The organism is Phormidesmis sp. 146-12 (assembly GCF_052939495.1).
This window is the reverse complement of sequence record NZ_JBJPHS010000023.1, coordinates 17,696-43,267: the sequence shown is the minus strand read 5'-3', so window position 1 is coordinate 43,267 and position 25,572 is coordinate 17,696. Positions and strand designations below refer to the sequence as shown.

At 48.3% G+C, this 25,572-nt stretch carries 21 protein-coding genes; 3 read left to right on the top strand and 18 right to left on the bottom strand.

Annotation, left to right across the window (positions count from 1 at the left end; genetic code table 11):
- Window positions 1-113 precede the first annotated feature (113 nt).
- Entirely contained in the window at window positions 114-3,908 is a 3,795-nt protein-coding gene (locus ACKFKF_RS12280; protein ID WP_446867971.1) for an AAA-like domain-containing protein, read from the bottom strand.
- Complete coding sequence (locus ACKFKF_RS12275) at window positions 3,908-5,605, bottom strand: AAA-like domain-containing protein (RefSeq protein WP_446867970.1); 1,698 nt, start codon at window positions 5,603-5,605, stop codon at window positions 3,908-3,910. The genes ACKFKF_RS12280 and ACKFKF_RS12275 overlap by 1 nt, the downstream gene beginning before the upstream one ends.
- A 314-nt stretch (window positions 5,606-5,919) precedes the next feature.
- On the opposite strand from ACKFKF_RS12275, the gene ACKFKF_RS12270 reads away from it, so the two are divergent.
- Entirely contained in the window at window positions 5,920-6,591 is a 672-nt protein-coding gene (locus tag ACKFKF_RS12270) for a CIA30 family protein (RefSeq protein WP_446867969.1), read from the top strand.
- A gap of 68 nt (window positions 6,592-6,659) precedes the next feature.
- Entirely contained in the window at window positions 6,660-7,982 is a 1,323-nt protein-coding gene (locus ACKFKF_RS12265; protein ID WP_446867968.1) for a DNA methyltransferase, read from the top strand.
- A gap of 90 nt (window positions 7,983-8,072) precedes the next feature.
- On the opposite strand, the gene ACKFKF_RS12260 is transcribed toward ACKFKF_RS12265, so the two are convergent.
- A complete protein-coding gene (locus ACKFKF_RS12260) occupies window positions 8,073-8,369 on the bottom strand; it encodes a hypothetical protein (RefSeq protein WP_446867967.1) in 297 nt (98 codons plus the stop codon).
- 209 nt (window positions 8,370-8,578) lie between these two features.
- Between ACKFKF_RS12260 and argC the strand changes: the two genes are divergently transcribed.
- Window positions 8,579-9,637: an N-acetyl-gamma-glutamyl-phosphate reductase gene (argC, locus tag ACKFKF_RS12255; protein ID WP_446867966.1), complete on the top strand. Its 1,059-nt coding sequence runs from the start codon at window positions 8,579-8,581 to the stop codon at window positions 9,635-9,637.
- 5 nt (window positions 9,638-9,642) lie between these two features.
- Here the strand turns inward: argC and cobM are convergent, their stop codons facing one another.
- From cobM to ACKFKF_RS12180, 15 genes are all read right to left on the bottom strand, one after another.
- Window positions 9,643-10,476 carry a precorrin-4 C(11)-methyltransferase gene (gene cobM, locus ACKFKF_RS12250; RefSeq protein WP_446860507.1) on the bottom strand — a complete coding sequence of 278 codons (834 nt, stop codon included), beginning with the start codon at window positions 10,474-10,476 and terminating at the stop codon, window positions 9,643-9,645.
- Window positions 10,477-10,649: 173 nt separating this feature from the next.
- On the bottom strand, window positions 10,650-11,519 hold the full coding sequence (gene lgt, locus ACKFKF_RS12245) for a prolipoprotein diacylglyceryl transferase (RefSeq protein ID WP_446867965.1): 870 nt from the start codon (window positions 11,517-11,519) through the stop codon (window positions 10,650-10,652).
- Window positions 11,520-11,866: 347 nt separating this feature from the next.
- The gene (locus ACKFKF_RS12240; protein ID WP_446867964.1) at window positions 11,867-12,616 is read right to left on the bottom strand and encodes a DUF928 domain-containing protein; all 750 of its coding nucleotides are present in this window, start codon (window positions 12,614-12,616) and stop codon (window positions 11,867-11,869) included.
- A gap of 170 nt (window positions 12,617-12,786) precedes the next feature.
- Window positions 12,787-14,904, bottom strand: coding sequence for a glycogen debranching protein GlgX (gene glgX / locus ACKFKF_RS12235; protein WP_446867963.1), 2,118 nt, complete (start codon window positions 14,902-14,904; stop codon window positions 12,787-12,789).
- Between the two features lie 100 nt (window positions 14,905-15,004).
- Entirely contained in the window at window positions 15,005-15,385 is a 381-nt protein-coding gene (locus ACKFKF_RS12230) for an STAS domain-containing protein (protein ID WP_446867962.1), read from the bottom strand.
- Between the two features lie 387 nt (window positions 15,386-15,772).
- Window positions 15,773-17,596, bottom strand: coding sequence for an AGE family epimerase/isomerase (locus ACKFKF_RS12225; protein ID WP_446867961.1), 1,824 nt, complete (start codon window positions 17,594-17,596; stop codon window positions 15,773-15,775).
- A 23-nt stretch (window positions 17,597-17,619) separates the two neighbouring features.
- Window positions 17,620-18,303 (bottom strand): TMEM175 family protein, encoded by a 684-nt coding sequence (locus ACKFKF_RS12220; RefSeq protein ID WP_446867960.1) that lies wholly within the window; start codon window positions 18,301-18,303, stop codon window positions 17,620-17,622.
- An 18-nt stretch (window positions 18,304-18,321) separates the two neighbouring features.
- Window positions 18,322-18,777 (bottom strand): VOC family protein, encoded by a 456-nt coding sequence (locus tag ACKFKF_RS12215; protein WP_446867959.1) that lies wholly within the window; start codon window positions 18,775-18,777, stop codon window positions 18,322-18,324.
- Window positions 18,778-18,858: 81 nt separating this feature from the next.
- Window positions 18,859-19,452 (bottom strand): DJ-1/PfpI family protein, encoded by a 594-nt coding sequence (locus ACKFKF_RS12210; protein WP_446867958.1) that lies wholly within the window; start codon window positions 19,450-19,452, stop codon window positions 18,859-18,861.
- Window positions 19,453-19,468: 16 nt separating this feature from the next.
- Window positions 19,469-20,452 carry a zinc-binding dehydrogenase gene (locus tag ACKFKF_RS12205; protein WP_446867957.1) on the bottom strand — a complete coding sequence of 328 codons (984 nt, stop codon included), beginning with the start codon at window positions 20,450-20,452 and terminating at the stop codon, window positions 19,469-19,471.
- A gap of 146 nt (window positions 20,453-20,598) precedes the next feature.
- Window positions 20,599-20,997 carry an ester cyclase gene (locus ACKFKF_RS12200; RefSeq protein ID WP_446867956.1) on the bottom strand — a complete coding sequence of 133 codons (399 nt, stop codon included), beginning with the start codon at window positions 20,995-20,997 and terminating at the stop codon, window positions 20,599-20,601.
- 96 nt (window positions 20,998-21,093) lie between these two features.
- A complete protein-coding gene (locus tag ACKFKF_RS12195; RefSeq protein WP_446867955.1) occupies window positions 21,094-21,486 on the bottom strand; it encodes a nuclear transport factor 2 family protein in 393 nt (130 codons plus the stop codon).
- Between the two features lie 21 nt (window positions 21,487-21,507).
- Complete coding sequence (locus tag ACKFKF_RS12190) at window positions 21,508-23,037, bottom strand: GMC family oxidoreductase (RefSeq protein ID WP_446867954.1); 1,530 nt, start codon at window positions 23,035-23,037, stop codon at window positions 21,508-21,510.
- Window positions 23,034-23,855, bottom strand: coding sequence for an alpha/beta fold hydrolase (locus tag ACKFKF_RS12185; RefSeq protein ID WP_446867953.1), 822 nt, complete (start codon window positions 23,853-23,855; stop codon window positions 23,034-23,036). Before ACKFKF_RS12185 ends, ACKFKF_RS12190 begins: the two co-directional genes overlap by 4 nt.
- On the bottom strand, window positions 23,855-25,465 hold the full coding sequence (locus ACKFKF_RS12180) for a phytoene desaturase family protein (RefSeq protein ID WP_446867952.1): 1,611 nt from the start codon (window positions 25,463-25,465) through the stop codon (window positions 23,855-23,857). Before ACKFKF_RS12180 ends, ACKFKF_RS12185 begins: the two co-directional genes overlap by 1 nt.
- Window positions 25,466-25,572: the final 107 nt, after the last annotated feature.

The window sequence follows — 25,572 nt, the reverse complement described above, 5'->3', positions numbered from 1 at the left end:
ATTGTTGGGTTTCGCAAAGCTTTACCCAACCTACAAAATTCCATGTTATTTAGTTCCCGTTCCTAAGTAGTTTTTGACACATTCTACACTTTTACTTAAGCTCATTCCTGTTTCTATTGATTAACGCTTGCACTGGAGCTAGATTGATCGATGGGGCAGATTTTGTTCACACTTGAGGTTTGGGAACCTCTGTTAATATAGTCACTAAGCCAATTACAACCGCGTTTCAGCAGCATATTAACGTCCTCAATGTACCAGAGCTTCACAGTTCCATCCTTCCCAGAGGTGAGGAATTGTTGTCCATCAGGGCTGAAGCTCACGCTATTAACCTCTTGCTCACCGTCCCACTGAGCAATCTGTTGACCAGATAAATTCCAGAGTCGAATTGAACCATCATTAACTCCGGTAACGAACGATTGTCCATCTGGACTAAAGCTCAAGCTTGTGATCCAATTTTCTCGACCTCTCAAGATCGGTCGAGAGATGGGATTGCCGGACAAGTCCCACAGCCGGACTACACCGCTGGATTCTGCAACGATCAGCTTTTCTCCACGGGGACTAAAGCTTGCACCAGAGATCAACACTTTGCTTTCCATTGGAATGGTTTCCAGATTGGCTAAGTTCCAAAGTTTGACTTCATCGAAACCAACGACAAGTAAATACCTACCGTTGCGACTCAGCCTAATATTTGTAATTCTAGTCAGACCCACTGAAAGCGAAGCTCGAATCTCTTCACCCGAAAGATTCCAAAATCTTACAGTACCTTCTTTGTCAGCTGTTACCAGCATTTGTCCGTCAGAACTGAAGGTTACACTCCTAATTTGTCCTAAATTTGTCAACTTCGCAGCTAACGACAACGGTTTCAAAACTGCATCTTGTTTCCCCTCTTCTGACACCCCCCAGAGCGTCACGTTACCCTTACTAGCGATCGCAATACTCCCGTTTGAACTAAAAGCAGCATCGTGGGAATCGCTAAATAAAGTATTTTGTCTTGCTAGCAAATTCCACACTCGCACTGTGCCATTCTGAGCAATAGCAGTTATACGTTTTCCGTCAGCGCTAAAACTAATACTTTTCATAATTCCGACATTACCCACAACCAAGGTAGTCGATCTGGAAAATCTTCCTGAGAGTGGCTCTGTCCAGATATTGATCCGTACATCACCTCCCAAGCCATTATCACCGACTGTCACGAGCCTTTTTCCATCTGGACTGAGAGCTATACTTCTTACCGAGCCTTGATTTGTATTCCATTCTTTCTTTAGCTGTCCATCAAGAGACCAGATTTGTACTTTTCCGCCCTTGCCTGCGGTCATTAAGGCTTTCCCGTCGGGACTAAATTCAATACTGAACATTCTTTCCGTATCAATAGTCCAGTGGGCTTGTTCATTTCCATCAAGATCCCAGAGTCTTACGGTGGACTCAGTAATTGTTGCTGCCTCTGATGGGTTGTCCTCTAGCGTAGCAATCTGCTTCTGCTTGGGGTTAAATCTTAAGTTGGTGACTAGGTTCTGAGTTTCACTCTTTGGACTTATCAACCACGGTTGTGTGATTTGATTAGCCAGCAAATTCCAAAACTGCATTTTAGTTTTACCACCATCTGTACTCACAAAGGCAAGAGATGTGTTGTCTGGGCTAAGTCCAACACTGGTGACTAATCCGTTGACAAGACATCGTTGCGGTGAAGATTTGCCAAGTAGATCCCAAACCCAAATCACGCTTTCAATTCCTCCCTCTCTACTTGCCACTGCTAAATATCTTCCATCTGGGCTAAGGTTGAAACTTGTAACGCGCCCGATATTTTGCTCTACTTTAAACCGATTCATCTGGCGAATTTGATCAAGAATTCGCTGAAGAGCTAGCACAGAACCACTCGCTGAGTGAGCTTTATTAGCTTTAGAATTTTGCTTAATTAACTTTTGCAATGCTTGTCCACTTTCCATTGCCTCAATTAATGAATCTATTTCTTCTACTTCTTTGGTCTCAAATCGTCGCAGTGCATTGATGCCCGCCCATTGAATCTCTGTTTCACGAAGCACATAGTCACGTTCTGCCCTTGCCACTTCAATTTTTTCTTCAGCCACCTGTTGTTTGTACTCTGACTCATCCGTTTGCTTTCTTGCTGCTTGTACCTTTAGACCTGCTGCTAAGATTTGCTGATTAGATTCCCTTTTGACTTGTTGCAGTTCTACTACGGCAGTGCTAAGAGATGTCCTGGCTTGCTCTGCAATTTCTTTTGCGTTCTGTGCATCTGTCTGAAAAAAATTAGCTTGCTCTTTAGCTGATTTTGCCTCTTCTTTAGCTGATTTTGCCTCTTCTTTAGCTAAATTTGCCTCTCCTGTTAACTGATTAGCTCGATATTCCTCTTCACTTGCCGCAAGAAATCGATCGCCTGCATATAGAACCGCTCCAACAGCCAGCACCACAGCTATTCCAGAAACAAACTGTGTCAATATTCGCACAGCCTGACCTTTACGAATAATGCGTTCCGTCTCTTGTTGAGCTTGGATTAATCTCTGATTGGCATTTATTTCCTCCTCTAATGCCAGTTCTGCCTTGTGTCTAGCCTCGTCTAAAATTTGATTGGCTTGTTGCTGGGCTTCTAAGTCTCTCTGAATGTCTTTTCTTGCCAACTCCTGACTGGCAGCCAGAAACACATAGTCCACGTAGCTCAACTTTTTACCGTTCGCCCAGGTTTGACCGTCTCGTAACGCCTTACCTCGAAGTAATCGCGACTCATCCTGATACTTTGAGGTCACCCAGGCATTAAGTGTTTCCGCATAAGGTCTTAAATCTGCCAGTACCCGATCAATCCATGCTTGATTAAACACCAGAGAGTAGATGCGATTGAAAACTTGTAGCTTTCCTTCCCGCTTTACCGCCAGTCCTGCAATCCGCAATGCTATCTGCCCCAAGCTATCATCTGCGGCAATTTCCCCTTGATGGACGATCTGCTGATATAGCCCTAGTAGTTGTCCAGTGCGGTGTTCATTGGCATAGAAAATACGATCACGAATTGTCTTTAAATGCTCTGGCGAATCCTGTGCTTCCCAATTCTCAATAATCCGGGTTCGCACTAGATGCTCGATCCACGCTGTCTCCTGCCCTGCCGGAATTACATCTTCTGCTTGAAGAATCAGCCGACAAACTTTCTGGGTCAAAAACGGTTGTCCTCCAGTCCAATACAGTACGACTTGCATCACTGCTTGCGGATCAGTTGTTTTGGTGGCTAATCCTTGCGCTAACGGCTCAGACTCCTCAAGTTGGAAGCCCGTTAGCTGAATTGGGCGACCGATATTGAATGGAGTACGCTGCTTATCCTGAATTAAATCTGAAGGTGTTGCGACCCCAATCAACGCAAAGGTTAGGCGACGGTAGGCTGGCTTGTCTGCCCGCTGGTTGTAGCACTCTCGGATCAGCACAAAAAAGTCGTCCAGGTTAAACGGCAAGCTCAGCACACTGTCGATCTCGTCAATCAAAATCACGATCGGCTGTGACACCAATTCCAGCAGCACCTCTTCCAGAAATGTGCCAAACCGTTGCACGCAGGATATCAAATGCTGCGATTGCCACCATGCATTCAAATCAAACGATTGCTGCAATCGCAATGGTCGCACAATCCGGTTGACCATGCCCACGTACCATTGCTCCAGCGTGATTTCTGACGTGCCGATCGCGGTAATGTCGATCGCGGCACAGGCAATTCCTTCCGTCTGCAATTGTTGCATTACTTGCACCCGCAAGCTAGACTTTCCCATCTGCCGAGAATTTAGCACATAGCAAAACTCTCCTGATTTTAGAGCATGGTAAAGATCTTCGTCCGCTTGCCGTCGAACATAAGTAGGTGCATCCACTGGAAGGCTGCCGCCAACCTGATACTCATAGGGAAACTCTGGCTCTATAGTCATTAGCCCACCCCCAAACGTTCTTTGAAGTAACGGCGATACAAATCACAGACTGGTATGACATCATTTCCCTGATAGCGTACCAGTCCCATACAAGTGAGCTTAAAAGCTGCTGCGGTTTTGATGCGAACTGGTTTGTCACTCATTACAACTTGCCTCATCGCAGTAATCAAGGCTTCGTCTTCCTCTAAGTTGAGCAAATGGCGACGGAGATGCCCTTCATATTCCCATTCTGCTGTCGGTGCGATCTGCTGGAGTCTTTCCAGACTAATGTCTCCCAGCGCAATGTGATAAAGCGCCATTCGCAGTAGATAGGGATGTCCACCCACCAGCACCATTAATTGAGCGATCTCTGTGTCAACCCAACTCAAGCCATGCCGTTGCACCAAATTCTCAACTTGCTTCTGAGTAAGCTGAGGGAGATCAATAGGAACGCCTACATTGAAAGGAGAGCGATTCACATCCAAAGGGACATACACCTCTTTGGAATAAGTGATCACTAGGCGAAGATTTCTCCAGACTGGATTGATTTTGGACTCCTCATGCCAAGCTCGAAGTAAGCCAAAAAAGTCATTGGCGATCGCGGGATGCTTAAACAACTCATCCACTTCATCCAAGCAGAGCGCTAATACACCATTGATTTTCGGCAAGAGATATAGCTCAAAATAGTCGGTGCATTTATCGTTACTTCCTAAAGCGCCTTTCCAGTAGTCCTCCAGCTTATCTGCTAAATTCAGCTTGCGAGTCACCCTGGCACAAAACCAATGCAGAAAACTATCTAAGCTGGACAGCACCTGTCTTCCGGCTGACTGTAAATCTAAAGAGGTAGCTCGGTATCCCTGCTGAATAGCATGATTCAGAATCCTCAGCATCAGTGAAGATTTTCCCATTTGCCGAGGAGCTTTAATCCGAATTAATGCGCCCGGCTTCATGATCGTCTCATAACATCGCTTCTCGATCGGTGGACGCTCTACATACAAAGGAGAGTCCAAAGGAATCTGCCCTTCTGGTTCATCTAATTTCAAAGAGTCCATCGAGGGTAGACGATCGATTTGAGTTGGTTGATATGGTTGAGGAAGTGATTTTTGATTAGATTGAGCAGTTGTTTCAACGACCGTCGCCTTTCCAGTAGATTGGCACTTCAGCACCGGAGTCAGATGTTCTGCAATTCCTGCCATGCGAATGCTGATGCAGCCCTCCTTAAATGCTCGCTCGACTGATCTACCCGCTCCCAGCGCATCGTAAAACCCAATTGCAAACTCCAGCGCTGCCCGATCTCCAACCTCCTGGTTCATCCCAACCACGTAGCGAATATGTTGTGCAATCGCAACTGCCTGCACCTCAGAGTAACAAGCATTAAGCAGCACACACTCCACCTGCTCAGCATACTCAAACATTCCTGCCAGTGCCTCTGCACTTACCAGTTTTGCTTGACCTGCTTCGTCTTCTAGCGCCAACCCTCCTGTTCCTGCCCCATGTCCAGAGAAGTGAACGATGTGCGGCTCGAACTCCAAAACTGATCGTCGCATATCTTTGGGACGCACTGCCCACTTCTGCTTGAGTTCAAACTGGTCGCGATTTCTTGCACCTTTTAGCGCATCGTCAATCTCTCGAACTTCCTGATCCAAACGTAAAGGAGTCGAGCTTCTGGGATTAGCAGCCAGAATAAGAATTCTTCTAACAGAATCATGGCTCATCATGAGGTGTTTTGCTCAGTATCTGGTGGGCTAACCTATCTTCAAGAGCGTGTTAAGTAATTAACCTGATCTATTATCAACAGAATATTGCCTGAGTTATAAGTGTTAACAGTATTTTTATATATTCAGAGATCAATCTGGTGTGTTCTGATGAAAATGAGGTGATCATGCAATTCGTGTAGCATTTCTACATACTTGTTGAATCTCGCATCTATGTGGGCTTAACAATTAAGGCATTTCTACATGACCTCTGTTACCCTTCAATCGCCGGATCGCCTTGGCGTTAAGCTAGAAGTAGACGTGTTGTCGGGAAAGTCATGACTCAAGAAAAACGGACTCAGTGGGATGCAGGTCGGTTTGTACAAACGCTGGCATACTTTGAAGTGATCCCATTTGTAAGCTGGATTCAGAAAATGTTTCAAGGTGGAACGGTGCGATCGCAGGCGATCGATCCTCAGTCGGGACTGTTGTTTGATTTTGCCAAAGCGTCTGAAATGAATACCAGTTGGGGCGCATTGGATGATGTGGTGATGGGAGGCGTGAGTGCGAGTTCGGTACAATTTGTGGACGGGGCAGCTTTGTTTACAGGCAATGTGTCTACAGCCAATTCAGGTGGCTTTGCCTCGATTCGGACGCGCAACTTTGAGCCAGCGATCGACCTCTCCCATTTCACAGGAATTGAGCTTCGACTAAAAGGCGACGGCAACCGCTATAAGTTTCTAATTCGCGACGACGACAAATGGGACAGCATCGCTTATTCTCACTCCTTTGATACCGCGAGTGGGGAATGGATTACCGTGCGGATTCCATTTACTGAGTTGGTTCCTGTCTTTCGCGCCAAAACCTTGCAGAATTCTTTAATTAACAAAAACAGCATTCGATCGCTGCAATTAATGTTGAGCAAATTTGAGTACGACGGCGGCCTAAATCCTCACTTCACCCCCGGAGCGTTTCAGCTATTTGTGGGCACGATCGCCGCTTATTTGTAGAGGTCAAATCAGACTTCGGGGGCCTGTGTAGAAAAAGAAACTTTTGAGAGAGCAATTGCTCTACTACAATGGCAGTGCCAGTTACGCCAGCTTCAGAGCCGTTGCAATACCTACAGCCTCTCATTCCCAATCTCAAGATCGAGCACCGCAATTCAGACCTCAATCATCTTCGTGATCAAGATCGAAAGGCTCATGATTGGTATCGGTTTGTGCTGTCCTATCCGCCGCATCTGGTGCAGGATTATTTGCAGAAATTTGGGGTTGAGTCTGGTCAAACGGTTCTCGATCCCTTTTGTGGCACCGGGACGACGATCGTCGAATGCAAAAAACAGGGCATTCCCAGTGTCGGCGTTGAGGCAAATTTGATGGCCTGGTTTGCCGGGACGGTAAAAGTCGATTGGACTCCCGATGCTGACAAACTGTTGAGCCATGCCCATCAGATCGCTGAAAAAACTCAGAACCTGTTGAACGCTGAAGGAGATATCTCCTTGAGATCGCTCCCCGAAGACAGCCTCAAACTGTTGCTCAAAAATTCCATTAGTCCGCTTCCGCTCCACAAAACGCTCGTCTTGCTAGAACAGATTCAACAAGACAAATCGCCCTACTGTCAGCACGAATTATTAGCGTTGGCAAAAGTATTAGTTTACTCGGTCGGCAATTTGCAGTTTAGCCCCGAAGTTTGTGTCGGCAAGCCCAAACAAGATGCGCCCGTGGTGGAACTGTGGCTCGACGCAATGGGAGCGATCGCGCAAGATCTCCATCACCTTCAACCCCTTTCTGACACAGCCGCAACGGTTCATCACGCTGACTCGCGTCACATTCTCAAAGTCTTAGAGCCAGACTCGATCGATGCTGTGATCACGTCGCCGCCCTACCCCAACGAAAAAGACTACACACGCGCGACTCGGTTAGAATCGGTGATTTTAGGCTTTATTCGCGACAAAGCAGAACTGCGAGCGATGAAAGAAGGCTTAATGCGATCGAATTCTCGCAACGTCTATAAAGCCGACAACGACGATCAATGGGTAGCGCACCATCCCGAAATTCAGCGCATCGCCCACGACATCGAAGCCCGACGAATCGAATTAGGCAAGACGAGCGGATTTGAGCGGGTCTATGCTAGAGCCACAAAACTTTACTTTGGCGGCATGGCAAAACATCTGGCGGATCTTAGATATGCTTTGCGTCCAGGTGCCCAACTGGCCTACGTTGTGGGGGATCAGGCTTCCTATTTGCGCGTCATGATTCGCACAGGACAACTGCTGGCGGATATTGCTCGATCGCTCGGCTATGAGGTCGTCAACATCGATCTTTTTCGGACTCGACTGGCAACCGCCACCAAAGAACAACTGCGCGAGGAAGTCGTTGTTTTACGCTGGACTGGGCGTTAGTCAATTTGGTCAAGTTCTTGCACTTCGTTGCTCAAATCTTCTGCTCCCCAAGCTGCCAATTCTGAGGGACTTTAAGACGAGAATTTCACTTCAATGTGAACTAATGGTGGGAAACGGAACCGTCAGCAGCAACGCGAAACCGACGATCGCCATCCCCAGCGACAGTCCCAAAAGTTTCAAACGATTTTGCCAGGACGGAGACTTTTGAGGAACGAGCCAGAGGAGCAGGGTGGCGATCGTCATCAAACTGCCCAAAATTGCCGCCGTTCCGCCCAGCCAAGCCACCACCAACCAGGTAAAAATCATCATTTCGATTCTGCAAACGGGCTGTTCTGAGTATCGTACAACGCCAAAGGTAGGGTGAACTAGCGCTAGAGTAGGGGACAACTTGTTTGAGAAATTCGTCAGGGATCGCACCCAAACCTCTGCCATTTAGACACTAGACTTCAAAGACCTTAAGTTTTAAGATGAATCACGATTTCTTCGGTCTAAAGTCTTATATCTTTGGGCATACCAGATCTTCTTTAAGATCTCCCGATTCAGCATTACAATGCAGCAGAAGTTTCGCCGTTCAATTGTCATAAGGGTCAAAAAACATGGGTGATTTAGGGCGTGTACCCGTGGGTGTGGTTGGCGCATCAGGCTATGGTGGGGTGCAGTTGGTTCGCCTGCTGATGGATCACCCAAACCTGGAATTGGTTTATCTAGGCGGCGACAGTAGCGCAGGTCAAGAATTTTCGAGTCTCTATCCTCATCTGGCCCATCGTGTCAGTCAGCAGATCGAGCCGATCGACCTCGACAAAATTGCCGATCGCTGTCAAGCTGTCTTTCTCTCGCTGCCGAATGGACTGGCCTACAAAATGGCTCCGACCCTATTGGCAAAAGGTTGTAAAGTGCTGGATTTGTCGGCAGACTATCGCTTTTCGGATCTGAATGTCTACAAAACCTGGTATGGCGGCGATCGCACCGATCACGAGGTGGCCGAAACGGCGGTGTATGGGCTACCAGAACTGTATCGCGATCGCATCGCTCAGGCTCAGTTGGTGGGCTGTCCGGGGTGCTATCCGACGGCGAGTTTGATGGCGTTGTCACCGTTGCTCAAGCAGGGATTAATCGTGGCCGAAACGGCGATCGTGGATGCTAAATCGGGCACTTCTGGGGGCGGACGACAACCCAAAACCAATTTATTGCTGGCTGAGGCTGACAACTCGCTGGCAGCTTATAGTGTGACGCGACACCGCCATACGCCTGAGATTGAGCAGATTTGCAGCGATTTGGCAGGTCATGAAGTGCTGGTGCAGTTTACGCCTCATTTGATCCCGATGGTGCGCGGCATTCTCGCAACGGTTTACGCTACTTTGCGCGATCCGGGTTTAGTTCGAGAAGATCTGTTGACGATCTACAGCGCGTTTTATCGATCGTCACCCTGGGTCAAACTTTTGCCCGTAGGCATCTATCCTCAAACCAAGTGGGCGGCTGGTACTAATCTTTGCTACATCGGCATCGAGGTTGATCCTCGTAACAATCGGGTGATTGTCATGTCAGCGATCGACAATCTGCTCAAAGGTCAAGCGGGTCAGGCGATTCAGTGTCTCAACTTGATGATGGGCTGGGAAGAAACGCTCGGCTTACCCAATATGAGCTTCTATCCGTAAAAATTCTAGGCGCGAAACAAGCGATCGTGATCAGGGTCGTAGAGATGCGATCGAGCACCCGTCAAATCAAGGGGACGATCGCCTGAAATAAATTCGGTAGGAACGGTGGCCGCCGTCAAAGCGGGACTAATTACATACAGCGTAGTGCGAATTAAATTTTCTTGAAGGGTGACGATCGCCATTTCTGACAGTGCCACTACTCTAATTTTTTCATCGTCCCAACCCAGCCGAAAGCAAATGGCGACGGGTGTATCAGCAGGATAGTGCTGCATCAGTTTCCACATCGCCTTCTCGATATGACGGGCGCTTAGATAAAGGCACAAACTCGCTTGATGCGCTGCCAAAGTCGAGAGTTCTTCAGCCTGCGGAACTTCGGTACGACCACTGATTCGCGTCAAAATGATCGACTGCACCAATCCCGGAATGGTCAATTCCACCCGCAACCGAGCCGCCGCCGCTTGAAAAGCACTGATCCCCGGCACCACCTCAAATGGAATTTTAGCCGCTAACAACCCCTGCATCTGTTCTTGGACTGCACCATAGAGACAGGGATCGCCAGAATGGAGGCGCACGATCGACCGTCCCGATCGCACCTTCTCAATCATCAAAGGCAAAATTTCCTCCAACGTTTTGTCTGCTGTCGGCACGATTTCTGCGTCAGGTCGAGCGCCCTCCAGGAGTTGTCTGGGCACCAGAGAGTCGGCAAATAGAATCACGTCTGCCTGTGACAGCAGTTTTTGAGCTTTGACGGTCAGCAATTCTGGATCGCCCGTCCCGGCTCCGACAATGTAAACACCAGGAGCCAAACGCGGCAAATTGTCTGAAGGAGTCCCATTCATCACGTTTGTTAGCGCCTCACTCAGGTAAAAAAACGTTTGTCGTGGAGAATCTTTCCGGATATCTACCGACGATTTGGGTAAAGGGGATTGGTAGATGCACCCTGACTAGTCCCCGGAGTAACCCTTCGGGGGTTTTTTCTTTTTAAATTGAGGTTTTTATTTTTAGATATTTTTTACTGCGAGAGTTCAGAATCTCTGGCGTTGGGATCAGGCACGACATCGGGAAGCGATCGCCGCAGTCCATACAGCCAGATTAGCCCGATCGCGCCGAGCGAGATTCCAATCAGACTCACAATTTGCGCCGTTCGTAATCCACTAAACATCAGGCTATCGGTTCTCAGTCCCTCGATCCACACGCGACCCAAACTGTAAGCAATCAGGTAAGTCAAAAACAGCGTGCCAACTTTTAGCCGAATTTTGCCGCGCAGATCTTGAATAAATAGCGTCATCAACAGACCAAACACCGCCAAATTCCACAGCGATTCGTACAAGAAAGTGGGGTGATAAAATTCAACATTCTCAAAGCCAGCGGGACGATGCACGGGCGGAATAAACAGCTTCCAGGGCAGATTGGTCGGAGCGCCAAAGGCTTCTGAGTTAAAGAAATTGCCCCAGCGCCCGATCGCCTGTCCCAAAATCAACGACGGAGCCACCAGATCCGCCAACTGCCAAAACGAAATTCGCTTGATCTTTGAGAAAATTAGAGCGGCGATCGTACCGCCCAAAATCGCTCCATGAATGGCAATTCCCCCTTCCCAGATCGCCACAATCTTTTCGGGATGTTGGGCATATTGCTGCCATTCAAACAGCACATAATACAGCCGAGCACTGGGAATCGCTGCCACCACGAGCCACACGGCCAGATCGCTCAACAGTTCTGGATCGACCCGCCGCTTGGTAGCTAACGTTTGAGAAAGACTGACTCCGATCAAGACGGCGGACGCAATCAGCAGCCCGTACCAGCGCAGAACGATCGGGCCCCACTCAAACAAGATCGGCCCCGGAGACGTAAATTGAAATGCCAAAAAAGACGTGTCAGACATAGGAGGGAGGTGCGATCTCTTCGAGTTACCCGCAAGGGGTCGTTTTGAGTTACCCGCGAGGGGTCGAGCATAAAAACCATAGCATTTCAGCAAGGCAGTGGATTGATTTTCTCAGAAACGCGATCGTTCCTATTTGAAGTGCGGTAGCTTCGCTTCCCGTAGGGTGCGTTCCTGTTTTTACTCCGCCTTCCACGCTTTTTGCTCAACACTCCATGTCTTCTGCTCAAAGCTCCACACTCAAAACAAAAAAGCTTCAGTTTCAAATTGGAAGACCTTGGTGGGCATGGCTTCGCTGTTATCAAATTTCTTCCAACCTACAAAGGCCGTTGGAATAATACGACAGACGACTATAGCTTTTGTTCTAAGACTTGGGGCAAACCAATTTGGTTGAGTAAAGTCACCAAATCTGCGCGAAGATTAGGGTCAGTTGGCTTGTTTAAGTAGTCAGTTGCGATCGCCGCCAGTGCGTCATACCAGATCCCAGCATCGGCGTAGAAGGAAGCCCGATCGCGACCTGATGTAATAGTCGCCAACTTTTTTGCCTGGTCAGCCGTTAACTCAACGCGCGTCACAAATGATTGAGAGACGGGATTGAGAGAAATCATCGTGGGAAACTGCACGATCGAGATTGACCAGCGATAGTCTTTCCCAGGCTGCAATTCAGGCAGATTTTGAGGCATTTCTAGCTTGATGATTCCAGCTTGTTTGACCGCCATCCGCTTCACAAACATCGGTTTTGCCACGCCCCGCTCAAACAAGGCAAACTCTACCGGAAATTGAGAAGCCCCCGAAACGTACCAGAAAAAACTGGGATGCCCTAGAGTTGTTTGACCCATGTGATCTGTCGGTGCCAACAGTTTTACCTGCACCACAGCGACCTCTTCACCCCCACGAGAAGCGGCCCCCTGCGTGTTTCGCGGTCTGCCTCGTGATGGAAGCTTGGGAGGCGTGTAGCGTAAGTTCGCTTTCTTCTGAGCAACCATCGTCCCTGCATTTGAACCCGATCGAGTGCTCTGTCCCGCATTAGCTGCAAACGCCTGCACTGAGAGAAGACCCCCTGCGATCAGGAGAGCGGCTGCAAATCTTGAAATCATCATATCAGTAGGTTAGCTACGGGTCTAAACGATCGCTGAGTTCCGCACCCCAAGCAGGAATGACGGAGCCACCTACTATTTTGTTGCCATTATGGTTAATTGTGGCAAGGGTTAATTGGGCAAGCTTGAGCTTTGAATCTCAGCGGATGCATTTGATCCAAAACTCAAACTGCTTATTTGCCAACGAGGATGATGAGGGAGCGATCGCCCAACAAAATCCCCTGCTGATTGTCGAGAATGGGTTCGTTGCCAATCTCCCAGCAGTCATCGGGAGACGGTGCGCCTGTGTTGACGGAGACGTGCCATTGCATCTCAGGCGGCAACCCCGGAAGCTCAAACCAACTGGCTTCCCAGTGCATATTCATGGCGACATAGATGAAATTGTCAGCGATCGTGCCGCCTTTGGCATGTTTACCGCAGAGCATAAAGGCGAGCGTGTTGTTAGAGGCTGACCAGTTTGCATTCCAGGCTTGTGTCCCATGCCAGGTGATGTCTGCATAGCCGCTGCCTGCGTAATCACGATTCTGGTAATGCCAGTGGTTGCGTAAGACGGGATGCGCGTGACGAAAGTGGATACAGTGTTTGACAAATCGAAATAAGCTTGCGTTTGTTTTGAGAAGATCCCAGTTGATCCAGTTCAGATCGTTGTCATGACAGTAGGTATTGTTGTTTCCATTCTGGCTGCGTCCCATTTCGTCTCCCATGAGAATCATGGGAATGCCCTGACTGACGAATAACATTGCCATTGCGTTTCGCATTTGTCTTTGACGTAAGGAATTGATTCCAGGGTCATCTGTCCAGCCTTCTGCGCCACAGTTCCAACTATCATTGTCATTGGAGCCGTCGTTATTGTTTTCGCCGTTCGCTTCGTTGTGTTTTTCGTTGTATGAAACCAGATCTGCGAGTGTAAATCCGTCGTGAGCTGTGATGAAGTTAATTGAGGTTGCGGGGGCGCGTCCTGACCATTCATACAAGTCGGGAGAGCCTTGAATTCGTTGGGCCATATCGCCTGCACTTCCGGGTTCTCCTTTGAGAAATTTGCGAATGCCATCACGATATTTGCCGTTCCATTCTGCCCAGCGCCCAAAGGCTGGAAAGGAGCCAACTTGATAGAGTCCGCCTGCATCCCAGGCTTCGGCAATCAGTTTGCACTTGGCGAGAATCGGGTCAAATGCCAGCGTTTCGAGGAGAGGAGGATTGGCCAGCGGAGCGCCCCAGGGATCACGACCGAGAATGGATGCGAGATCAAATCTAAACCCATCGATGTGATATTCGGCTGCCCAATAGCGCAAGCAATCGAGAACGATATTACGAACGATCGGGTTATTACAGTTCAGCGTATTTCCACACCCACTAAAGTTGTAGTAATAGCCTTCTGGCGTGAGCATGTAGTAGGTCTTATTGTCGATGCCTCTAAACGAGATATAAGGCCCCTGTTCGTTGCCTTCTGCCGTATGGTTAAAGACGACATCGAGCATGACTTCGATACCATTTTTGTGCAGTTCTTTGACCAGAGTTTTGAATTCATCGACCTGCATTCCCAGTTTACCTGTGGCGGCATAGCCCGCTTTGGGTGCAAAGAAGCCAACCGTGCTGTAGCCCCAATAATTGACCAATAACTCGCCCGTTTGGGGATTGGGTCGAGAATTTTCAAACTCGTCAAACTCATAGACGGGCATCAGTTCTACACAGTTGACTCCCAGTTCTTTGAGGTAATCAATTTTTTGGCGAATGCCTGCAAAGGTGCCGGGATGCTTAACGCCAGAAGATGAATGCTTGGTGAAACTGCGAACGTGCATTTCGTAGACAACCAGATCTTCGGGCGGAATTTCGAGCGGACGATCGTCTTCCCAGTCAAAGTCATCCAGGGCAATGCGCGATCGATGGTGATAAACATCGCTCCAATCGGGCGTGACTCCCCACACATCCCGTCCACCAATCACTTTGGCGTAAGGATCCATGAGAATTTTGCGCGAATCAAACCAGTGTCCCGCCGTGGGGTCAAAAGGGCCATCCATCCGATAGCCGTACTCAATGTTTTCGTAATCGAGATCAAACACCGTCATACTAAACACGTTGCCAATGCGAAACTCATCAGGAAAGGGAATCTCCCCCATTGGTTCCGGCATTCCTTTTTTGAACAACACCAGCGCACAAGATGTCGCGTGACTGGAGAAAATCGAGAAATTAACGCCGCCAGGCACGATCGTTGCGCCAAACGGAAAAGGCTTCCCGCGACGCAGCTTAAACTCGCCGTAAGTATGAGTCGGATGAATGTCGATGCGTTCCATTGTGATAGTTCCAATAAAATTATTGGTCACGCATCATTGGTTCTTGGTCATCTGTAGAAGACTAGAAACTAACGACTCATGACCAATGATTAATGATCAATTAACTAAGGACTTGAACCTTGACGTTGAGGGCTTCATAGCCTTCGTCGATCGTGTTGCAGGTGGTGAAAAAATCGAGAAATCCGGTGACGGACATGGTATCTTGCAGGTCTTCGGCAAGTCCCACGAGAATGACTTTGCCCTCTTTAGCCAATACCTGACGGTAAACAGAAAGCAACATTCGCAAACCCGCACTAGACATATACGGAACTTGAGTCATGTCCAAAATCAGCCGACTGTTGGACTCTGCCACGGGCAACACTTCAGATTGAACTTTGGAGGCAGTGCTGCCATTGATGTCGCCGACTAACTTGACGATCGCCATGACTTCATCGGTTCCATCCAGCAGTGTGACTGGCAATTGTTTGATCGTGATCTCCATGAATGCAAACTCAATGAGTGAAGGACTAGTTAGGGATAGTTCGTTAGATGGCTCGATCGAGCTTTTTCGCTTCGTTATTTACGGCTTGTGCCCCCCAGTTTTTGGGGACTAAGATCTTGTTCAAAATCTCTCAATTTTTGGGGATGTTGGGCGTTGCAATTGAAGCGAACAATCTGACGAATTTAACGTGAATTCGATCGAGTTTCTTCACTTCGTTATTGAGGGATTCGCCCCCTAAATCCCCCATTCTGGGGGACTTTGAATCAGCATAATTTCTTTGAACTCTGAAACTTTTTCTGGGTCAAAGTCCCCAATTTTGGGGGATTTAGGGGGCTGAAGCCGATGCAAACGAAGCGAGTCCCTCTCGTCGAACTGACTTAATTTGGGTTAGTTGGGGACAATCTGAACTTTGATTTTGACGCGCTCTGTGGTGTCGGGAAGCTTGACTGTCAGGGCGTTTGCGTCGAAGTCGGTGTAGGGCTGATCGTCGATCCAGCATTGACCAATCCGAATGCTACCGGGAGGCAAAAGGTCGGGTGAGACACGCAAAACGTTGTCTTTGAAGGCTCCAGGCATTGGCTTGAAGTAGAAATCCATCGGCTGTTTGGTGATTAGCAGATTGGTATAAACGGCGCTCAGATAGCACAATTCTGTGGAGTGGTAGCCGCTCATTGAGTGAGAGCCTTTAAAGCGTTCGTTGCCCATCAAGAAAGGCAATCCATTTGCCAACACGTTGAAGTACACACCACCGTCATCATGGTCGAGGAAGAATGCATTGTAGAAGGCTGCCGCTTCACGCGCATGGCGCAGATACTCTTCTTTTTTGGTGATGCCATTTAGAATCATGTAGGCGAGAATGGCTTGTTCTTGTTGCCACCAAGCTTTGCGATCGTGCCACACAAACCGATGATGTTCGTCTCCTGGCTCAAGTTCTCTTTCTACTACGTCATACCAGCCGCCGCGCTGTTGGTCACTGCCGACTCTGGGCATTAGCGTTGCAATCTTTTCTGCGAGTTGTTGGTAATCTTCTTTGGATTTCAAAGACTGCATTCGCATCAAGTTCCAGGCAATTTTTAAGTTATGTCCGACTACGGCGCGATTTTGTTGCCAGCCCCATTCCTGATCTTTGCTCCAGTTCTCAAAAAACTTTTCTTGAACAAACGGGCTATTGTCGTAATCGGGGAAGTACTTGGCGATCGTATCAAACGTGTACTCCAGAAAATCTGCATACTTCTGCTCACCCGTTGCCAGATAGAGGTTGATCAAGTAAGCGGGCGCATGATCGCCGACGGAATTCCAGTTTTTGCGGGCACGATTGTGTCCCAAAGATTCGGCTCTCGGATCAAGGGTGATCGGATCGATGTGTGAGAAATAGCCGCCGCCTTCACGATCGATAAAGAACTTATCAAACAAATCGACAGTCATTTCGGCATCTTTGAGAATGCGTGGATCGCCTGTGATGCGGTAGGTCTGAATTGGGCCAGCCAGCGCATAAATTTGCTCATAAGCAGGGATTGCGTCAAAGTCGTCGCCAAACTCTGAAGTTAGCAGTTTTTGTTCACGATTTCCGGTGACTTGAACGCCGTGATACCAATAGATCAAATCCTCATCGGGATCATAAAAGCGCATGTGATCACGCAGGTATTCGGTGCCTTTTTCGGCAGCTTCTAAAAATCGATCTTCGCCTGTCATCAAGAAGGCAGAGGCAAACCCGTAAACCAGCCGAGAAATGGTGTCCGTTTCTTGCAGAAAATCGTCTTCTTTTTTGGCACCTGCGAGATGCAAATAAGTGCGGTATTCGTGATAGTCAACTTCGTTAGTGGGATAGTTGAACTGCCACTTGAGATAGCTGTCTGCGATCGACCGTACTTGCTTGACCCACCAATCCGCTTCTTCATGCCGATAATCATCTGCTGCTTCGCCCGGAAAGACGAGAGATTTCACGTCAAAACGGTGCCCGTCACCCTGGGGATAAAACACGCCATACGCAAAAACGTGTTGACCGGGAGACAGCAATTCGGCGAAGCGTCCGGTGCAGTCGTTGTAAGGTTCTTCGAGGTTTTGGGCGATTCGTCCGTAAGCGGCTGGCGTGAGATGCGCGTCGTAGATGCGACCGTCAGAAGTCTTGATACCAAAGCTTTTGGCGGTGCGATCGAAGTAGGTGACATACCCCGTCACCAGATCTGAAAACGTAAAATTCATGCGTTCCATAAGAACATTCTCCGAGAAAGTAATTACTGATTGAAACGACGCTCTAGCTGTCTGTAGTGCTTGCGGTGATAGCGCTTTGGAATGATGTAGTAGATCGAAACAGCAATCAGCATAAACTCAGCTAGATTAACGCTGATAAATGAAGCCAGGATTGAGAGCGCGTATACGATCGGAGCAATCCGAATATAGCGATGCACAAAGGTTATAAACTCTGGCTCAATGCCTTCTTCGAGCAAATGATGAGTGCTGGAATACCACCAAATAAGATTGAGAACAATCCCTGTTAGCGTCAAAACCGCAGCATAGGAAACTACGGCAATTTGTTGATCGGGATAATGACTAATCAACGCTGTTGTGAACGGGACAGACGCAATGCACATTAAGAAAAACGTGTTTAGCCACAGCAACGTATGATTGTGATGCTTAATGGACATAAACATGTTGTGATGAGCAATCCAGTACAAGCCCAAAATCATAAAGCTGATAATACAGCCCCAAATGCTAGGCATCAGATGAGCCAGTTCTTTGAACAATGCTGGAGCGATTTCATTTACAGGGACATCGTGAAGTTCGGGAACTTTAATTTCGATCACCAATAAGGTAATCGTGATTGCAAAAATACCATCACTAAAGAACATCAATCGTTCATTACTGTGAGGCGCTCTGGGTTTGGGAGCCAGACTTTCAAACTCGCTGCTGTCAGACATGTCGATCGTTCCTTTTGATTAAGCGCTGACGGCGACTTTTTCATCGACTAATGCAGGAGGATTTTCTTCATCGACAAAGCCCTGACTCAGTTCGATAATTCTGCCGTCGGGGTCAGCCAGCCACACCGTCCGCCAACCCGGAATGTAGTCGTCAAAATTCAATGGGCCGAGTGTGATCTGGGCGGCATCGCCAATTTCAGCTAGTTTCTCGTCAACGCTGCTGACCTTGAAGGCGAGGTGACGCACTGAAGGGAACGAATAGCCGTCATTAATCGCAGGCGGCAGCGGTGACTCTTCGCTAGCTTGAAAGATTTCTAGATAGAACGCACTATCCGCCATTTTGATGAACACAATTTGATTGCCATCCGGGAGTTTTGCAACTCGTGCCCGCTTGAAGCCGAAGTATTTTGTATAAAACTGTTCGGTGGCGATCGCATCTTTGCACGTAATTGCTAACTGAGAAAAAATCTGCATGGTTGGTTCTCTTGAAGGTGAAAAAGTGAGGAGTGAGGGGTGAGAGTGAGAAGAAATAATCAACTCAAAACTTAGGATTTTCTATCGATGTTCTGACAGCATCTTGATGATTTGTTTGGCAAATAAATGGCAGTGTCCACCACTTCGAGCCGTGACTAAATCAGCAGGTTCGGGCCAGTTTGCAAAGTCAACAATCACATCTTGATCGGTGTAAATTGCGCCCATGTTTGTAACATCTCCATAGAGATTGTTGTGACAGGTTACCCGCCGACCTTTGACTAATTCGGGAGCGCGAGACAACAGCCACATGCCATGACAAATAATCCCTTTAATAATGGTTTTTTCGGCAAAAACGCGACGCATAAACTTTAAAGCGGGCGGTTCCTGGCTGAGATCATCTGTCCAGCGCAAGCGATCGGACACCATTCCCGCTGGCACAATAATCGCTGAGTAACTGCGAAGTTCTTGCACACTCATGTTCTCAAAACTTTCGTGACACTCAAATGGCGCATGATATTCATGACCTTTGAATGTTAGAGAAGGTTGACCCCACAAGCGCGTTAGAAAATGTACATCTGCGCCTTCTTCTTTGAACCGAAAATTGTAGTACCAGATCTCATGTTCAAAGAAATCACTTTCCATTAAAATGCCAATCTTTTTGCCTTTCAGCTTCATGGCTATCACCTCTTTGCTACTGCTGAATTTGGGCGACGATCTTGCCTCGAACGTGACGCTGAGACAGCCGCATTAACGCATGGGGAATGTCTTCTAAATGAATCACTTCGTCTAACATAGAATTGATCTGATAGCGAGTGACAAGCTCGCCAAATTCTTGTCCAATCCGCGCCAAATCTTTCTGTGCTTGAACATCTTTCTCCAAATAGGCACCACCGAGCGCCACATCGTGAACAGATAACGCTTTGCCAAACGATCGCATCTGACTAAAGTCGGGCAACCCATTCACACAAGCAATCCCGCCACCAAACGCCAGCATTCCCAATCCCGTTGTGGCGCTATCAGATCCCACCGTATCGATAATGCCGTCAACGCCTCTACTATTGGTGATTTTAGCGATCGCGGCTGGCACATCTTCCGAGGTGTAATCAATGATTTCAGTTGCGCCCAATTTACGCACCCAGTCGGCGTTTTTGGGAGAACAAGTCGTGATGATGTTGAGACCAGCGATCGCCGCTAATTGAATTGCAAATCCGCCTACACCACCCGCGCCGCCATGAATCAAAATCGTTTGTCTGGCTTGCAAATGCAGCTTACGATGCAACACCTGATACGCTGTAAATCCTGAGCAAGGCAACGCGGCCGCTTCTGTAAACGACAGCCCTTGGGGAAGGGGCGCAACTGCGTGAGAACTGGCGATCGTATATTCGGCAAAGCCACCTGGTTTCGCTAAGTTACCGTGATAGTAGACGGCATCTCCAATCTTCCAGTTTGTGACGTTGGGCCCGATCGCCTCGACAACACCTGCGACATCTAACCCTGAAATCCACGGATATGTCCAGGCTTTCATGCCTCTACGCGCAAATTTATAGTCGGCTGGGTTGAGTCCAACAGCGTGGACTTTGATCCGCACTTCTCCTTCCCCCGGTTGCGGTTTGGGCATCTCTGACACGTAGAAGGTGTCTGGTGATCCAGGTTTATCGAGAATGAGTGCTTTCATGATCAATAATTTTAAGGATTGAGTTCTGAGTGATATATCTTGAATTTCAGATTTTGTGTTGACTGTGCAAGTTTAGCGTTTTAGCTTTTATCATTAAACTGTTCGCACAGCATTCATCAACCCAAAACCTGAAACTCAAAACTCAATTAGCCCTTGAGTTGATTCATCAAGCCAAAGACATCCCAGTTGTTCCAGAGTTGGGCAATTTTGCCGTCAGCTACTTGAAAAATCGTGATGCCGATCATCGTGACTTCTTTGTTAGTTGGCTCCACGCCAAAGAATGCGCCTTTGTGGGTGCCTGTGCAACCCCAGCGAGTGACAATGCGATCGCCGCTCTCGATCGTGTCTTCGACGGTGTAATGTGCGTCAGGAAAAGCGCTCAAAAATCCGATGATGAATCCTTTTGCGGAAGTTGCGCCAACAATATCGTGACCGTTTACATGACCAACGTAGGTATCCGCGAGAATTTCGTCCAACAAATCGGGCTTGTTTTCGTTGTAGACGGTGTAGAAACTTTGGGCGACGGATTGTGTTGCTGTAGACATGATAAACCTCTGAAATAATGAGTTTGGAATTGTTACCGTTAGTAATCGTTGAAGCCTGTAGATGGGGATCTAGTCACGGTTTAACATTCAGGCGTTTTACGCTACCGAACCGTCGGGATATTGGGTCATGCCTGCAAAGTGAATGGCAATCTTACCGTCGCGCAACACCCAGCTATCAGCAAAGCGCATTTTGGCTTCCTGTCCGCCTGCCGTCATGGTGATGGCTTCAACAATCATCAGCGTTTCAGGATTCTCAGTTTCTGCCCAGAATGCGATATCAGTTTCTAAGCCTTCGATTCCCAAGATGCCCTGCATGTGTTCGCGCAACTGATCACGACCCTGGTAATATTTTGGCTCTTTCATGAAGCTGCTGATTAATAGAGCATCCTCTGTATACTGATTGAGAAGCGCTTCAATATCTTTTTTGAGAATGAGTTCGATGTGTTCTCGATAGAGTTTGCCTAAGCGAGTATTGGGTACGTTTTCCACTGTGTTTTCTCCTTGTATTCGTTATTTAGACAGAATCAAATCGGCTGCTTTTGCGCCAATCATGAAACAGGCTGCGACTGTATTGCCACTAGGCACGATCGGCATTACTGAAGCATCTGCAACCCGCAACCCCTTGACACCTCGCACTCGTAACTGGGGATCAACCACGGCGCGATCGTCGGTTCCCATCTTGCAAGTTCCGACCGGGTGCCAGATTGTGGAGGCTTGCGATCGAATAAATCCTTCCATCGCTTCATCATTCAACTCACCCGGAACAAGCTCGCCAATATTCAACGCTGAGAATGCTGGAGTGTTTGCAATTTTTCTGGCTAAGTGAATGGCAGAGACAAAGGTTTGTACATCCGCATTAGACTGTAAGTAATTGGGATTGATGATGAGTTGATCTTGGTAATTGCTCGATCGTAACTTCACGTCTCCAATGCTTTCTGGCTGCACTAAAATTGCTAGAAAGATACAAGCCGGAACACCAAAGTCAATCGGAAGCTGAACGGGAACCGCAGGCGTAAAATTAAGCTGCAAATCCGGTGCTTGATCGGGCTGATCCTTGCGAGTATTGACAAACAGCGTGTTCCCAGTGAGCAGATCAGGCTTGGGTCGATCATCCTTCGTGCGAAAGACGATCGGTAACTGCATGTGATCTTGCAGATTTTGTCCGACTCCTGGCAGGTCAGCGACGACGGGAATGTTGAGTGACGCTAACTGTTTTGCATCGCCGATTCCAGACAGCATGAGAATTTTGGGAGAGTGCAATGCGCCTGCACTGAGGATGACTTCTTGAGTCGATCGCGCCTGCTTTAATTCACCATTTTGCACATATTCCACGCCGACAACGCGAGTGCCTTCTGTGAGAATCCGAGTCACTTCTGCACACAGTTCTAGCGTCAAATTAGGACAATTCAATACAGGTTTTAGAAAAGCGGTCGCACCACTGACTCGATCGCCATTCTCATCAACGTGAAATTGCAGCAGACCTGCCCCATTTTCTTGACGATCGCCGTTGTAATCCCAGTGCGCGTCATATCCGATTTGAGCCGCAGCATTCATGAATTCGTCCGATCGCATGATCGCTTCTGGACAATCTCGAATTTTTAGCGGGCCACCAGCGCCATGATAGTCAGACGCGCCACCTTCGTAATCTTCTAATTGTTTGAAGTAGGGGAGAACGTCGTCATAGCCCCAACCCGTTGCGCCACCAGCAGCCCAGGCATCAAAGTTACGACGGTTGCCGCGCACATACATCAACGCATTGATCGAAGTGCTGCCGCCTAATACCTTGCCTTGATCAATCACAATGGAGCGATCGCCCAGTCCAGGTTGGCTCTCGGTGATTAACTTCCAGTCAACTTCTGATCCCCACAGTTTGACAAAGCTGCCCATTTTTTGAATGTTGGGGTCTTTGTCTGCATCGCCTGCTTCGAGTACCAGAACTTGACAGTCAGGATTTGCACTTAACCGATTAGCGATCACGCTGCCACTTGCACCACTGCCAATTACAATGTAATCAAAAGATCTGTAATCAAATTCACTCATACGGCCTCCGCAGAGAGAATGGGTTTTGCAAGAAATTCTTCCACGGCGGTGACAATTTCATCATCAGCATCGAATTGAGCAAAGAATGATTCTGCATTAAGTTGATGAACGCTAAACCAGGAATTCTTAAACGCAAAATTCTGCTGTGCGACCAGGTAACCGGGATCTTTGGGCTGTCCGTAAAGATGTAGTGTCGGAACGGGTGGATTGAGTTGGGACAGCGCTTGAAGCGGAGAACCAAACTGATCAAATCCTGCGGCAATTTCACGACCCGATCGCATCCACATTTCACCGCGATAAGATCCCATTTCTTCTTTGATAAAGCTCACCAACTCAGGCGGATTGGGAATGCCATTTGTCCAGATCGTGAACAGCGTGTCTCGCGCCTGTTGCCAGCCATCAGGCGAAGCCAGTCCTCGAACTAGATTCATATAAGGGTCAGGCGGCGGAAACACAACCCAATCGAGGTGAACAATCCGCGCAATTTTGGAACCTAATCGACGACGCAGATCGATCGCGACCCATCCCGCATGATGCATCGAAACGAGCGTGATTTCTTGGGCACCACTGGCTTGAATGACCGCGATCGCATCTTCGACTAACTCATTCGCTCCAAAATCACCTGTAGGTGTTTCAGATTTGCCATGTCCGCGCCAGTCAAACGTGAGAACGCGATTGTTTTTTGCCAGCTTTTGAGCAAGTTGACCATAGCCCGATCGACTCATACACCAGGCGGTCATCAACAAGATAGTTGAGTCACCTTGCCCCAAATCGTCGTAGTCAATCCGCACATTTCCGGCGGCTGTTGCCTGTGCCATTATTTTTGTCCTTTTGTAGAACTTTTCGTCTCGTGTAGCAAGTCTTGAGCCACGATGTAGCCAGACGCTCCGCCAATGCCTAATCCCGGATGAGTTGCCGCTCCGATCATGTAGAGATTTGGCACTCCAGTTTGATAACTCGGCTGGCTAGAAATCGGGCGCAGCAGATAGCTCTGGGCAATGTCATGAGCGCCACTATAAGGGTCACCATATTTCCAGTTGACGTTGCCTTTTTCGACATCGAGCGGACTGAGAATTGATTGCGCTAAAATGGCATCCTTCAGATTAGGAATGTGTTTGCTGGCGAGGTCAATTACGCGATCGGCGTACCGCTTTTTCATGTCCTCTGTCCAGGTTCCATCGCCAATCTTTTTGATCTTTCCCGCCGCATCTCCTTTGAATTGGTAGGGAACATCCAACACCTGCAAAACTGCGACGGCTTTACCTTCTGGCGCACGCGAGGGATCGAGAATTGTCGGACTTCCCACGCCGATCACAGGTTCAGAAGGCAACAGATGACAAGTGGTTTCGTTATAGTTTTTAGAAACGCCGTCAATGCCATCGGTAATGTGAGTGTAAATTACATCGTTAAGGCGATCGTCATGCCACCGAAGCGATTCGTTTAACGCTAAGTGGATGTGAAACACACTGTGACCGTACCGAAATTTACTTGCTTGTTGTTTGACGATCGCAGGAACAGTTTCTTCATCCGCCAGCAGTTTTAAATACAGTTGATCAGGATTCGCTGTAGCAATAACTGCCCGACTTGCGCGGTATTCTTCTCCTGATTCCGTTCTGACTCCAACCGCTTTACCGTTTTCGACAATAACTTTACTAACGGTCGTATCACACTGAAGTTCTCCACCTTGATCTTCAATCAGTTTTACCAGCGATTTCGCTAACATTTCTGTCCCGCCCACTGCCACAAATTGTCCAGCCGACTGAAGACCCAAAGCAAAGATATGTGTCCAAAAACCACTGTTGGCATCTTCGGGCCCGTGACCACTGTGTAACACCCAGGGCGCGAGAATGCCTTGCCACGTCTCAGATTTGTACAGCGAGGTCAAAACGTCTCTAGCAGAAACGAGAAAATCACTAGTGAAGGCGGCGGGATATTTGCCGCCGATCGTCATCAACTGCTCGATCAAATTCGCCGATTCGGGACTGGTCAGATTCATCTTCAACAAACTGAAGACTTGGGGGGCATATTGCCCGATCGTTTGAATCATTTGCATCCAGCCAGCCCCATCGCCAGGAGACAGCCGTTCTGCTTCTGCAATGTTTGCTTCCATGTCGGTTGCAATCACCGCCGCTTTGCCTCCGGGCATCGACACACCAGCCGGACGCTGAGTACCGATCATTTGCAGTCCACGAGCTTGTAGATCTGCACCAAAATCAACATTCGCCTGTGACAGCGCAAATAGGATTAGATAGCCCGCATAGATATCGTGAGTGAATCCAGGTAGCGTCAGGGCTTCCGTTCGTAAACCGCCACCGGGGCGGTCTTTTTTCTCTAAAATCAAAACGCTCCAGCCAGCTTTAGTTAGGTAAGCTGCATTGACGAGCGCGTTGGGGCCACTTCCAACAATAATCGCGTCGTAAGATTTCATGGGCAAGTTGCCAGGGGGATGAGGGATGAGGAATGAGCTTGAGAGGTGTTGAGGTGAAGGGGATGCAGGGCTTTGAGAATAGAATCTCCAATGTAAAGCGCAAGGCT

What these genes read in the sequence shown, in the direction of transcription:
- ACKFKF_RS12220 (WP_446867960.1), bottom strand. Translation starts at nt 18,303, where the DNA reads ATGTCTGACAGCAGCGAGTTTGAAAGTCTGGCTCCCAAACCCAGAGCG.
- ACKFKF_RS12205 (WP_446867957.1), bottom strand. Translation starts at nt 20,452, where the DNA reads ATGAAAGCACTCATTCTCGATAAACCTGGATCACCAGACACCTTCTAC.
- ACKFKF_RS12265 (WP_446867968.1), top strand. Translation starts at nt 6,660, where the DNA reads ATGGCAGTGCCAGTTACGCCAGCTTCAGAGCCGTTGCAATACCTACAG.
- glgX (WP_446867963.1), bottom strand. Translation starts at nt 14,904, where the DNA reads ATGGAACGCATCGACATTCATCCGACTCATACTTACGGCGAGTTTAAG.
- ACKFKF_RS12180 (WP_446867952.1), bottom strand. Translation starts at nt 25,465, where the DNA reads ATGAAATCTTACGACGCGATTATTGTTGGAAGTGGCCCCAACGCGCTC.
- ACKFKF_RS12280 (WP_446867971.1), bottom strand. Translation starts at nt 3,908, where the DNA reads ATGACTATAGAGCCAGAGTTTCCCTATGAGTATCAGGTTGGCGGCAGC.
- ACKFKF_RS12200 (WP_446867956.1), bottom strand. Translation starts at nt 20,997, where the DNA reads ATGTCTACAGCAACACAATCCGTCGCCCAAAGTTTCTACACCGTCTAC.
- cobM (WP_446860507.1), bottom strand. Translation starts at nt 10,476, where the DNA reads ATGAATGGGACTCCTTCAGACAATTTGCCGCGTTTGGCTCCTGGTGTT.
- ACKFKF_RS12210 (WP_446867958.1), bottom strand. Translation starts at nt 19,452, where the DNA reads ATGAAGCTGAAAGGCAAAAAGATTGGCATTTTAATGGAAAGTGATTTC.
- ACKFKF_RS12270 (WP_446867969.1), top strand. Translation starts at nt 5,920, where the DNA reads ATGACTCAAGAAAAACGGACTCAGTGGGATGCAGGTCGGTTTGTACAA.
- argC (WP_446867966.1), top strand. Translation starts at nt 8,579, where the DNA reads ATGGGTGATTTAGGGCGTGTACCCGTGGGTGTGGTTGGCGCATCAGGC.
- ACKFKF_RS12275 (WP_446867970.1), bottom strand. Translation starts at nt 5,605, where the DNA reads ATGATGAGCCATGATTCTGTTAGAAGAATTCTTATTCTGGCTGCTAAT.
- ACKFKF_RS12230 (WP_446867962.1), bottom strand. Translation starts at nt 15,385, where the DNA reads ATGGAGATCACGATCAAACAATTGCCAGTCACACTGCTGGATGGAACC.
- ACKFKF_RS12225 (WP_446867961.1), bottom strand. Translation starts at nt 17,596, where the DNA reads ATGGAACGCATGAATTTTACGTTTTCAGATCTGGTGACGGGGTATGTC.
- ACKFKF_RS12240 (WP_446867964.1), bottom strand. Translation starts at nt 12,616, where the DNA reads ATGATGATTTCAAGATTTGCAGCCGCTCTCCTGATCGCAGGGGGTCTT.
- ACKFKF_RS12190 (WP_446867954.1), bottom strand. Translation starts at nt 23,037, where the DNA reads ATGAGTGAATTTGATTACAGATCTTTTGATTACATTGTAATTGGCAGT.
- lgt (WP_446867965.1), bottom strand. Translation starts at nt 11,519, where the DNA reads ATGTCTGACACGTCTTTTTTGGCATTTCAATTTACGTCTCCGGGGCCG.
- ACKFKF_RS12185 (WP_446867953.1), bottom strand. Translation starts at nt 23,855, where the DNA reads ATGGCACAGGCAACAGCCGCCGGAAATGTGCGGATTGACTACGACGAT.
- ACKFKF_RS12215 (WP_446867959.1), bottom strand. Translation starts at nt 18,777, where the DNA reads ATGCAGATTTTTTCTCAGTTAGCAATTACGTGCAAAGATGCGATCGCC.